Origin of the sequence: Porphyromonas levii, assembly GCF_018206105.1 — a bacterium.
GTDB lineage: Bacteria > Bacteroidota > Bacteroidia > Bacteroidales > Porphyromonadaceae > Porphyromonas_A > Porphyromonas_A levii.
The window spans coordinates 1-12,286 of the sequence record NZ_JADRGN010000011.1 but is presented as its reverse complement, the minus strand read 5'-3'; the positions used below and the strand labels follow the sequence as shown (position 1 = coordinate 12,286).

The 12,286-nt window shown below is 47.1% G+C and carries 9 protein-coding genes; all 9 read right to left on the bottom strand.

The genetic code is table 11. The annotated features are described in order from the left end of the window. Positions 1–5 precede the first annotated feature (5 nt). Entirely contained in the window at positions 6–941 is a 936-nt protein-coding gene (gene fmt, locus IX315_RS03745; RefSeq protein WP_240703984.1) for a methionyl-tRNA formyltransferase, read from the bottom strand. 4 nt (positions 942–945) lie between these two features. After that, positions 946–2,766 (bottom strand): chloride channel protein, encoded by a 1,821-nt coding sequence (locus IX315_RS03740; RefSeq protein WP_018358420.1) that lies wholly within the window; start codon positions 2,764–2,766, stop codon positions 946–948. Further along, complete coding sequence (locus IX315_RS03735) at positions 2,763–3,347, bottom strand: L-threonylcarbamoyladenylate synthase (protein WP_134849672.1); 585 nt, start codon at positions 3,345–3,347, stop codon at positions 2,763–2,765. Before IX315_RS03735 ends, IX315_RS03740 begins: the two co-directional genes overlap by 4 nt. A 154-nt stretch (positions 3,348–3,501) precedes the next feature. Beyond that, on the bottom strand, positions 3,502–3,990 hold the full coding sequence (gene cas2, locus IX315_RS03730; RefSeq protein WP_018358422.1) for a CRISPR-associated endonuclease Cas2: 489 nt from the start codon (positions 3,988–3,990) through the stop codon (positions 3,502–3,504). A 47-nt stretch (positions 3,991–4,037) separates the two neighbouring features. Next, positions 4,038–5,057 carry a CRISPR-associated primase-polymerase type B gene (locus tag IX315_RS03725; RefSeq protein ID WP_134849671.1) on the bottom strand — a complete coding sequence of 340 codons (1,020 nt, stop codon included), beginning with the start codon at positions 5,055–5,057 and terminating at the stop codon, positions 4,038–4,040. 25 nt (positions 5,058–5,082) lie between these two features. Then, a complete protein-coding gene (cas1, locus tag IX315_RS03720; RefSeq protein ID WP_211636984.1) occupies positions 5,083–6,063 on the bottom strand; it encodes a CRISPR-associated endonuclease Cas1 in 981 nt (326 codons plus the stop codon). A 404-nt stretch (positions 6,064–6,467) separates the two neighbouring features. Then, positions 6,468–8,195 (bottom strand): BACON domain-containing protein, encoded by a 1,728-nt coding sequence (locus tag IX315_RS03715; protein WP_026215672.1) that lies wholly within the window; start codon positions 8,193–8,195, stop codon positions 6,468–6,470. A 37-nt stretch (positions 8,196–8,232) separates the two neighbouring features. Next, positions 8,233–9,219 carry a PorV/PorQ family protein gene (locus tag IX315_RS03710; protein ID WP_018358426.1) on the bottom strand — a complete coding sequence of 329 codons (987 nt, stop codon included), beginning with the start codon at positions 9,217–9,219 and terminating at the stop codon, positions 8,233–8,235. A 32-nt stretch (positions 9,220–9,251) separates the two neighbouring features. Further along, positions 9,252–12,134: a S8 family serine peptidase gene (locus IX315_RS03705; protein WP_211830184.1), complete on the bottom strand. Its 2,883-nt coding sequence runs from the start codon at positions 12,132–12,134 to the stop codon at positions 9,252–9,254. Positions 12,135–12,286 lie beyond the last annotated feature (152 nt).

The window sequence follows — 12,286 nt, the reverse complement described above, 5'->3', positions numbered from 1 at the left end:
CTTAGCTACTTAAATATTACTCCATCCTCTATTTTATTCCCCAGCAGGTAGTCGCGCACTGTAGTACGGCGCTTATTGGGGAATTGTACTTCCAATAATTCCAAAGCCCCTTCTTGGCACTGCACCATAAGGGTACTATCTGTAACCACCGAAGTGCCTGGTGATTTAGCTCCAAGGGAAGGAACTTCCCGAGCATTGAATACCTTGATTTCTTCATCTCCCATCACTGCTATAGCCGTGGGATAAGGGCTCATAGCACGTACCCTTAGCTCTAACTTCCTTGCGGAACTATACTGGAAGCTCAATAGACGGTCCTCCTTGAATATCTTTGTGGCGTACTTTATCCCCTCATCACTTGCTTGTGGGCGAGGCGTGATAGTGCCCTCGGCAAGACCTCGCACCGTCTTGTAGGATACCTCAGCGCCGAGCTGCATCAGCTTATCATGGAGCGAGCCACCAGTCTCATCGGTAGCTATCTCTATCTCCTCTTGCATCAGTATCTTGCCTTGGTCTATCCCCTCATTGAGGAGGAAGGTAGTGACGCCTGTCTTCGCATCGTCATTGAGAATAGCATGCTGGATAGGCGCAGCGCCACGGTACTGTGGCAGTAGTGATGCGTGTAGATTGAAAGTCCCTTGCTTAGGCATGCCCCACACCTCTTTAGGCAACATCCTGAAGGCAATCACTATAAATAGATCTGCTTGGAGCGCCTCTAGCTGAGCCAAGAATGCCTCATCCTTGAGGCTCTCAGGCTGTAAGAGTGGCACCTCGGGCAATACCCTTAGAGCCACTTCCTTTACTGCCGAAGGGCGGAGCTTATGCCCACGGCCTGCAGGTTTATCAGGAGCGGTAACTACTCCCACTATATCATTGCCCTTTGCCACTAGATATTCTAGAATATAACTAGCGAAGTCGGGCGTACCAAAGTATACTATCTTCATAAGCTCAATCCCCTCCAAAGTTCTCATTCAGTACCGAACGATATTGATTAAATATCATCGACTTTGAGACAAAACCTAAGTACCTTCCCTCTTCGTCCTCCACAGGAAGATTCCACACTCCAGTATCGTCGAAAGTCGTCATTATCTCGTCCATACTCATCGTATTGACCACCCTAGCGGCTGGAGATACCATAAAGGTCTCCACCTTGAAGCGATCGTAGAGCTCAGGACGGAACATAATATTACGGATATTATCCAGCAATACCACGCCTACCATACGCCCTTTCTCATTCACTACAGGGAAGATATTGCGTTTGCTCTCACCGAATATCCTTACGGTATCGCCCAGCGTCATACTTGGTGATAGGATACTGAAGTCATTCTCCAGTACGTGATCTACTTGCATGAGGGTCATCACTGCCTTATCCTTATTGTGGGTAAGGAGCTTGCCTTGCTCGGCCAGTCGAAGCGAATAGATACTATGAGGAAGAAAGAGCCTAATCGTACCATAGGCTGTGGTAGAGACCACTAGTAGGGGCAAGAAGAGATTATAACCACCCGTTAGCTCTGCTATAAGGAACGTACCCGTAAGTGGCGCATGCATCACTCCAGCCATTACTCCAGCCATTCCCATGAGTGCGAAGTTATCCTGTGGTAGATGCACTGAGAGCCCAAGGCTATTCATCAGATAACTGAAGCTAAAGCCTACCAATGCTCCTACGAAGAGACTAGGTGCAAAGACGCCACCAGCACCACCTCCGGCATTGGTAGCAACGGTGGCAAATACCTTGGTGAATATGGCAAGGAGGAGGAAAAGCGGGAATACCCAGAACTCTCCTTCGAGTCGCTCAAATAGTGACCCCTTCATAATCTCGCCCGGATCACTCCCTATCAAGGAACTGATGGTGATATAACCCTCACCATACAGCGGAGGCAGGAGGAAGATAAGCGAACTGAGGATAAGAGCACATACAATCAGCCTCTGCCAATAATTGCCCATACCCTTGAGCTTACGCTCTAATCCGAATGATATCTTGGTAAAATAGAGTCCGCTAAGCCCACAGAGTATCCCCAATACAATCACCCAAGGCATACGACTCATATCGAAAGCCTCTGTGGCGGTGTAGGCGAACTGCGCTTCGGTACCAAAGATGAGGTAAGAGATAGATGCGGCAGTAACCGAAGAGATAAGCAATGGCATCACAGAGGTAAGCGTAAGATCCATGAGCAAGACCTCGATCACAAAGATAAGCCCTGTAATAGGGGCTTTGAATATACCTGCCACTGCGCCAGCAGCACCACAGCCAAGGAGCAGCATGAGGTTTTTATGTTCGAGATGGAAGAACCTACCTATATTGCTACCAATAGCCGAACCAGTCATCACTATTGGCGACTCCGCTCCTACCGAACCACCCATACCGATAGTGATAGATGATGCCACAATAGAGCTCCACATATTGTGGGGCTTGAGGCGGCTCTTGCGCTGGCTCAGGGCATAGAGTATCTTTGTAACACCATGGCTGATATCGTCCTTCACTATATACTTCACAAAGAGATAGGTGATCAATACACCTATCACCGGAGTAAATAGATAACCGATATAAAGATCATCCACAGTAAAAAGCCGGGTACCATAGTCGGCAATCAGGTGGATGGCTTTTTTGAGGAGCGCAGCAGCTACCGAACAGAGTACACCTACTACGAATGCTAGGATAAGGATAAAGAACTGTTCGGGAATCCTCGCTTCTCTCCATTCCAAAAAACGGCGTAAGATTCTCTTGCCCTTAGTCTCCTCCGTTGTCAATATACCTTGCCCCTGTGTCATCGAATTAGCTTAAATGAACCATCTGCCTCTAGTTTAATAATGCTAGAAGCCTTGCCCTTACTCGTGTCGTCTTGTCTGTGCTGTACCACATAATCTACACCGCCAAGTATCTCATCAGAAATATCAGCGAAGCACGTAGGAGAGGGTGCTCCAGAGATATTGGCAGAGGTACTCACTATAGGGCGCTTAAACCTCAGGCACATATCACGGCAAAAGGGTTCATCACTTACTACCCTAATACCTGCACTACCATCCTCAGCCAAAAGATTTGGTGCCAATCCGTGCACCTTGGGATAGATGATAGTGAGTGGAGTAGTGGTAGCATCTAGGAGTTCATACGCTATGAAAGGCACCTCCTTCATCAGTCCGATCAACTTTGCTGGGCTATCCACAATACTGATTAGCGCCTTAGCGTCCTCCCTATGCTTAAGCTCAAATACTTTTTTTACCGCCTCGGGATTAGTAGCATCACAGCCAATACCCCATATCGTATCGGTAGGGTAAAGGATGAGCCCACCCTGCTCCAATACCTCTAGTGCACGTGCGAGATCTTCCCGCTCATACCTCCTAATATTCTCCATACTATAACTCCAATAAATTCCCTGCGAAGTTACCACTTTTTTACGACCTTTGAAAAAGCCCAGATATCGGGCTAAGGCAAGATAAGACGGTGCGCAACACCATGATTTACTATTTCGTACAATAGACCAATGAGGGTACCTGTATGCTTTATTACTAGAAAAAGAGTGTATTTTTCCTCTTTAGTATTAGATCCACGTCAATTGCAGCACCGATAACCTTCATCGCTTGCAGGTAGTCTGTAGATATAGGGACAATGAGGATGCTATCCTCATTGTCATAACAGGCTTGTACTTCAGCCAGTTCACTTCGTATTTTATCGTACTTCGCAATAGGAAGGTCTGCCAAGAATATAGACTTCTGTACCCGTAAACACCCCTCTTTAAGCAGGTACTTTGCCACTTGAGTGCGCACCTTATTGCTCTCAATATCGTACATTACAAAAAACAACATATAATTTGCAGGTCTATTATCTCTCTTTACAATATCAAAAATCACCTCTACACGCTCAGTAATAGTACTGAGCCCCTCCAAGTTCGCTTTTGGTCTATTAGGCGTGACTGGAGGTGTAAGTCCAGCACGTCTGAACTTCCTCATTCGTTCAGGGAAACTCAACTCCTCCTGTTTTTTCTTATTGCTTCCCATATCTAAGTTCCCATAGAAGACCTCAGTTTACAAAACAATACCCTAGTCTATATGCGATTGTAAACAAAGCTCTCCACCATTTTGGCTAGAGCTTCATTAAGCTCGGCAGATGTCCCAGTACGTGGAGATTGCACCACAGAGTACCCCCGCTTACCGAAGAAAAGATTTATCTCCGCCTTATTTGTTCCAACACTGGCACGAATCTTCTTGCCATAACTAATATTTATCACCTCGTCTACTATCAGTCCTGTCTCAGTGATATAGGTAGAAAGCTCGGTCATAATCATATTTAATTGCTCTGGCACATAAGGAGCTGGCTTATCCGGCTTAGGTGGTACTTTCCCTAAAATCTCTTTGATACGTTGCATCACCTCTTGGTCTACATCTCCCTTGGGTGTAGCACTCTTTTCCTGCTCCTCTTCTCTATATTTCTCATCCTCTTCCAGTCTCTTCTTCTCCCCAAACATCATATAGGGATTCCGACTGTCTACAAGAGCCCCCAGATCCACAGGTGTGGCCTCAGAATTATAGTAGACTTCTGGGTCATAACTAATAAAACAAGCACGTGTGACATCACTTGTTTTACTATCCACTACCTGGTCTAGACCATATTGAATAGAAAAGTCTCTTACAAAGAGCTTATAGAAGAGAGAAAAGACGCCAGCATCGTAGCACCGTTCAGAAAGGTGGAAAAGTAGTTTCAGCCCATCTCCACTAGGGGAGACAAAAGATAGGAGTACACGGCTATCCGCCTCTATCTTTTCTCGTAGGGCAGTAAGTTCAAGCCCCTTCTCTGCCACGTGGTCAATGTCAATAATAAAGTATGAAGTAAAAGCAAAGTTCTCGGTGCGCCTAACTGCTGGATTAAATGCCCCACAGACTATATACGGAAGATCTCGCTTAAGGAGAGAATATTGCTTAGGATCTATGTTTCGTACTGCTCTTAGTTGCTTTATTCTATTGAGGATATGAGGCTTTGGATTCTTGATAGAGTGGTAAAGATAGTCTAGTGGCACCTTGGAAAGAGGGTCACCCGAAGTAGCTATGTGACTTCCTGCATGTAGCATAATAATTCAAAAGACTTGTGGAGAGTTATTGATGCTTCTTAAACACCTGTGCTAGGTTCTGTGCATAGAGGATAATATGCTGCTCCCTACTCCTCTGAAGCCCATTAATTAGTACCACTTCATCAAGGTAGTCATTAAGTGATTGCACCACTATCCTTCGCCCCAATCCCTCGAGCCAATATGATCCATCGGCCTTCACCGAGTAAAACTCATCAGTAATATCGTGCTGAGACACCAAAGTCATCACCACGTATTCGACCCATACCCTATAAATCTCTATCACATCATATACAAGCACAGGTCGATTGTAATCATCTCTGTGGAATACCCCCACGTATGGATCTATACCAGCTCGAATAAGTGCCCCCTCCACCTTACCATAGAGGATACCATATCCATAGTTGAGCATAGCATTGACCACATCAAGCGCAGGATGCTGCGAACGTTGGGCAAAGCGAAGATGCTCTGGAATAAATAGGTTGAGTGTCTGAAAGTATATCTTGGATGCTTGCCCCTCCCATCCCCTAAGGTTAGGGGCAATATCTGAAATAACGTCTCCACTCAGTGCATTCACCTTGGTCTGGTAGTCTACAATCTTACGTATTGCACGATCTACCATCTTCTGTATGGCAGAGTCCTGTACCCTCATAGCCAAGATAAGCGCTTGCTGATGCTCCATCTTCTTTTCTATGACACCCTTGATCCACGTGATAGCATCAGGAGAGAAGGTAAAGTTGAGTTGCCCTTTACGAATAGTAGATATTGACCCATACTTATTGCTCCACACCCGACCTATAGGATGACCCTGCCTGTCCATAAAAAGCACCGCTATCTCATGCTCTATGGCCAAAAGCACTGCATCACTGGTTATCTGAGCACCACGACTGATATGAATAGCGCTGATACCATCCACTGGTAGCCTTTGGTTGCCATCTTTATGATGAACTACAAAAGCCTCATTATCTCGGCTTAGAGAGGTGCCGAACGTGTTTAGAATCAAATCCATAATAATACCGACAATATAGGTTACTTCTGTTATCGACAACATTACAAACGTACCTATTAGTTGGTGACAATAGCACAAATTCTACTAATAAATAAACTCATACACTTACCATAATACACTGAATATACAGTGCTTATCCTTGTTTTAATGGAATATGGTCGCCGACAACTCTGCCTGAGTGCGACCCTTCGGGTCGGCTTACCACTTTGGAAACTTGAGTAAATATAAAATGGGGTAGTTACGGTCAACAAGTAAGGGTGATACCAATGTGTCCGTCCACATCTGTCGCAAGCCTCTATCACAAGTTACCCATCCCGACTCCGTTTATAAAAGCTTATACAACCAATTTCCTCTTGTAGAGACACAGCATGTTGCGTCTCTACAAGAGGAAATTGGGAATGTGATCATCTCGCCTTTTTGTAGTAGAAGATCACATAGAGAGCTCTGCTGCCGTTGTTGATGTAGTCGACACTGCCAATCCCATCATTGACTACGCCAAAGAAGATGCGGAACTCACATGACTCGCCCTTGTAGGTTACTTTCTTGAGATATTCATATCCAGCCCCTTTACTTTTGAGAGTTTCCATCATATCGTATTCGAAGCCTTCTTGCACCAACAGCTTACTAAACTCTCGCGTGGGTCGCCACTCACGGTTAGGGTTTTGCCACATCATCTTATTGACATCTTTGCGGTACTCCCATACTTGGAATACCTTACCGAGGTCTTCAGTAGCGGTTTTATAGCGCCAATCAAAGCGGTAACGCCTATTGACGATATCGGCATGGCTGCTGCTTGGCACCTCAGAGGTTACCTCATAGAGCTCCTCTCCATACTTTTCTTTGTCAAAGGTTTTGGCACTAATTTCACTCACTTTTCGTTGCTGCACGATATTGCCTTTCTGCTTAGCGATAATCTCCTTTACATCAGCCAATTTGATACCCTTCTCTATGGTCTCCTTAGCCTCATAAGGGAAGCTGGGGTAGGTCGCATAATCCTCCACCTGAGTGTAGATTGGGGCAAAACGTACATAGCTACGAGGGGCTGCCTCACTTTCAGCAATCTCAACTTGTACAGCGATTGTAAGGGCATCATCTATCTTCTTAACCGCATAGTAGTTGAAATTATCATCCATTTCCGTCTCCTCGCGCTTAAAACCTTGTTGCTCAAGGTATGGTAGGAACTTATCCATCATGAGCTCCTCACGCTTATTGGTGATAAACCAAGCTCTACGGAAGGCATCTGAAGGCTTATTGTACTCATAATGGAGCTCATCAAACACCTCAGACTGAGTGGGCGAGAAGATCAACACTGCTGGGATCCAGGTGATCTCCATGTTCATATTAACAGTATAACCACCTGGTTTGTAGCTGATCATAGTACCGCCACGCTCCTCTACCTCATACTTCAGTAGAGATTTAATGTCAAAGTAGATACTAAAGAAAGGCAAACCATACTTATCCTTGGCAAGGTTAGCCGCTTGCTTGATCTCTATACTCTTGCTCTCGTCGCCCATGGTGACATAGATCTGGGAAGTACGCTCGGTAGATTGGTCATTAGGATGTACGGTGAGCTCAAAGAAGCCAGGAAATTGGCGTGCCACTACCCAAGTATGCTCCTTATTGGTCTCTACCTTCCACTCCTTATCCTCTGTAGCAACCCTCACGAGATAACGATCACCCTCAGTAGGCACCTCTATATTGAGGGGTTCTATATCCAGAGTGAGTGTGGTAGGAGTGCCTGCACCTGGGGCACCGCCACCCTCTTGGGTCACATGTACTTTGGCCACAGACCCGCCAGTAATGATCAATACATCAGCCTCTCTTACCTCGTCACTAGTGTTGGGCTTGGTGCCGATAATGATGCTATTGGCTTGCCTAGTAGCAGTGAGCCAGCTAGCAGTAGAGGTAGGTTCCCAACTAGTGTATTCGGTGGTCACTGTCACCATTGGTGTAGGATCCATCGCATTAGCTCCCAGTTTAAGTTCGTTGGTAGAAAGGGTAATGGCGCCCTCTACGGCTGAGTTAGGGCTTTTATCCTCGGGAATACAGCTTGTCACTATGCTGATTAGCATAATCGCAGTGGCCAATGAGCACACCACATTAACGATTGTTTTAAAGCTCGTCTTCATCATCTCTTATATCTCTTGTATTGTTTTATCACTTATTTCTCTAAAAATTAAATCCCAATGTCGCACTCCAGATATTGGCCTTGGAGAGCTTAAAGTGCTTGGCATATCCTATCTGCAGGTCAAAACCTCTATAGGTAATACCCCCACCCGTGCTCCACCAGTGGCTATCATTGCTGCCCAGTAGGCAGCCTGAGCGTAGGGCGATAAAGCCGGCATAGCGATACTCCAATCCCATATGGGCTTGGAAGAGTGAGTAATTGTCATTGGGGAAGTAGTATCTGGCACCCACTACAGGGGTCAATTGGTGTACTACATCGAGGTCGACCGTCAGCTCTGCCTCCATCTCCAGACGTGTAGGGAGCGAAAATGAGTCTTTGCTTGGATAGGTCACCTTGGGACCTACATCGGCCAGACGTAGGGCGAGATTGAGCTCCTGTACTTTCCCTGCCAGCATAAGCTGAGTCTGCCAATTGGCTCCCAGTGAGAAGAGGGCTCCATAGGTCCCCTGCTGACCATTGTAGGTGGTGAGTAGCCCTCCTGTGGCAAATAGAGACAACCCGTACGACAACCTAATGGCATAGCCTATATCAGCTGTCCAGTCAAAGGGGGTGACCAACTTACCTTGCTTGCCCCACTGATCGAGGAGGGTACGGTAGCCATAACCGCCGTGAAACCGAAAGCCTGCAAAGAGTGCGTGATTGGGGTGTATACGTGCCGCCAATGAGATGGTGGAATAGGTTTTGTCGCCCACCTTACTCTCAGGAAGTGGAAAGAAATCACTCGTCACACCCACCGAGAAGTGCCTATCCTGATCCATAAAGGCTCCGGGATTAAGGTAGATCTGGTGCTGATGGCTATGGAGTAGTGTGGCACGCCCTAGAGCTAAGGCACGGGCGTCGGTTGGATAATCGAGGAAGGTAAATGCTCTACCACTCTGTGCGTGTAGCCAAGGAGTGCATATGCTGGCTATGAGTAGCACTGCCAGCAGGGCGAACCCCCTCCTATTTACATTGTATATCTGTATCATTTTATATCAATTAGTTAGTGTGGAAGGGTGATTTACATTTTGAGGAATATCTGCTCGGTACGTCTGCCACCTGTCACTACCTCAAGTATATAGGTGCCATAAGGCAAGGAGCTGACATCGAGTACCACAAAGCCATTGCCTTGGCCATCGTCTTGGGATGTCAATACTTGCTTGGAAAGCTGCTCACCCATCTCAGAGCGGATCACTACCTCTGCCTGTTTATGCTTGGCATTGAGCCATATATTGATAAACTTCTTGGCTGGCAGTGGCCAGATAGCATGTACATCGGCTTCGGTATCCTCTATCACACTCACCAGTAGGTTAATGGTGGTGCTGTAAAAACCATTGGATACATTGACACTAATGGTGGTCTGCCCTTGTCGCAACCCTTTGATGGATATCTTGCTACCCTCTACCTGAGCAATGGCAGTATTAGGATCCATGGAGCGGACGGTATACTCATGCTGTAAGTAGGGATTGTGGTCGACAAACTGAGTCAGGTCAAAGACAATTGGCTCCTCTCTTTTACCCACAAGCTGATCAGGGATGCTTTGGATCACCAATGGCTTAGTGGCTCTTACCACCACAAAAGGTATCTCATAGCTACTTACCGCACCCAATTGGTCAGTAAGCGTAAGGGTAAAGGTATACTCCCCTTGTGGCAACGCAGAGCGGAGCACCACCTCTATCTTATCTTGCCGCTGATAGAGGGTCACACCGGTGAGGGTACCTGCGGACTCCACCTTCCAAGAGTGGCCATCGACCTCCTCGACCATCAGCTCATAGGTAGCAGGGCCACTGGCATTGACCACCTTGAGTGGCTCAGTCGGAATATTGGTGATCTCTGGGGCACTATTCTCCTTGGTCTTCCTTGAGAAGAAGACAGGCTCAGATCTATTGCCCCATCTATCAACTGCGATAAGGGCAAAGAAATGCTCCTCTCCTGGCTTGAGGAGAGGGATAGTCCAGGTCATACGGTCGCCTGCCTTGGTATCCTTACCATTTATCTTATTATTGGGAGGACCAATCAGCTTACCCTTATCCAATAGGTTTTGGGCAGTCAAGGCGGTGCGACTGGTCAATAGTATATAGTAGGCTGGTTGGCCATCATCCTCATCCTCAGGCACGAGCCACTCCACCACTAATGAGGTGTAGTCTTGCTCCACTGGCTGTGGGAGATCGATGATCGGTTGCTTAGGTGCCTTGTTTTGATTATCCAACGTGAGCGCCAGATAGGCATCGATCATACCTATACCCAGTTTGCCACTCTTGTCGGGATTGAGCTTATCTACATTGACAGGAGTAGTAGCGGCCATGATGGTTTGCCTCAGCTGCTTGGCGGTATAGCCCATCTTGCCACGATGCGAGAGTACCAAAGCCGCGATACCGCTGGCATGTGGGCAAGCCATAGAGGTACCATCGTAGGCGTCGTAGGCATTGGCATATGAGCCATTAATGGCGGGTATCGTACTCATCACACCACCGCGGTGACCATTACGCTTCAGGTCGCCACCTGGTGCCATAATGTCTACCCAAGGGCCATAGGTGCTAAAGGTAGCCACCTGATAGCTAGGGCCATAAGCTGCTACCGCTATCACCTCTGGCTCCGAAGCGGGTACCGCTGTAAACTCCTTGGGTTCATTACCTGCCGCAAAGAAGATGATACCGCCTGCCATAGGCGACTCAGGCCTCTGGGTGTGGGTATCTTTGTCTATACCAGCATACTTATTGAAGTAGGCGATGGCCTTTTTGATAGGCTCGGGAGTAGTCTTGATACTGGCATAAGAGGGCCATCCCCACGAGTTTTGACTAATAACCGCACCATTGTCAGCAGCATAGACGATCGCTTCAGCTTGGTTACCACCCTTGGTCACCTCCTTGCCTTCGTCATTAAGCTCAGTACGTAGGATCGCAGTAGACATCAGACGCACACCGGTCTGAGAACCTTTGGCATGGTTACCTCCAGCTACACCAGATACGCCAATACCATTATTATTACGTGCGGCCACGGTGCCCGCCACATGGGTGCCGTGCATCTCGCCTTTGATATTAGGACTATTGGTCACGAAGCACCAGCCGTGCACATCATCCACATAGCCATTATTGTCATCATCGACTCCAGGAGTACCATTGGCTTCGGCACTATTCACCCATATGTTGTCTTTAAGGTCTGGGTGATTAAGATCCACTCCCGTGTCAACGATATTGACAATCACATTGGGGGTACCGGTAGTGATCTTCCAGGCCTTGAAGAGGTTGATATCTGCCCCCATCGTACTACCTGGCACAGTACCATCATTATTGTAGTGCCACTGCTGTGGTAATAGAGGGTCATCAAAGGGCATATCGCTCTTTCGCTCCATAGAGGGGAGAGGATTGGTTTGTATCACATCAAGATAACTCCCCGCCCCACTCCTAAGGGAAAAGGGCTGACCATCGCCCATAGGCTGTATCACTGGCACAAACTCCACCATTGCCACCTCAGGCACCTGATCGAGAGCGGCCATCGCCTGTGGCAAAGGGATCTCCTCATCAAAGTGTACATAATAGTAGAGGTGTAAGCCCTCGGCACGTCGGCGGGCCTCAAACTTACCTGCAGGAGGGAATACACGGTGCATACGCACTCCATCAATGGATCGTAAGGTAGCTGATAATTCGACAGAAAGTGCTTGGAGGTCTACATCGCCACCTCCCGTCACTCGCAAGCTACTGGCTGTAGCTTCAGATACTCGGATAAAAACTTGCCCCGGCACGGCTCCTTCAGCAGGTATATCATACTTAGAAGGGTCAGGGCGCTGGTTTGCTTCAGTCGAATTGCTTGGCTCTTCTAAAAGCCTCCGCTCTTTGGTACAGCTACCAACGAGCATTGCCAACCCACACAATAAGCAGCCAGCAGCAAGAATAGATTTCTTCATTCTGTAACGATTTTAAATACTACTTTTCTCATATCAAAGGCAGAGATGATAGGTCATACCCTATCACTTACCACACCCGTTATAGGTTAACTAATAATTAGATGCAGACAAATATAACAAATTTTGTCTTAATCCTTGTTTTAATGGAATAT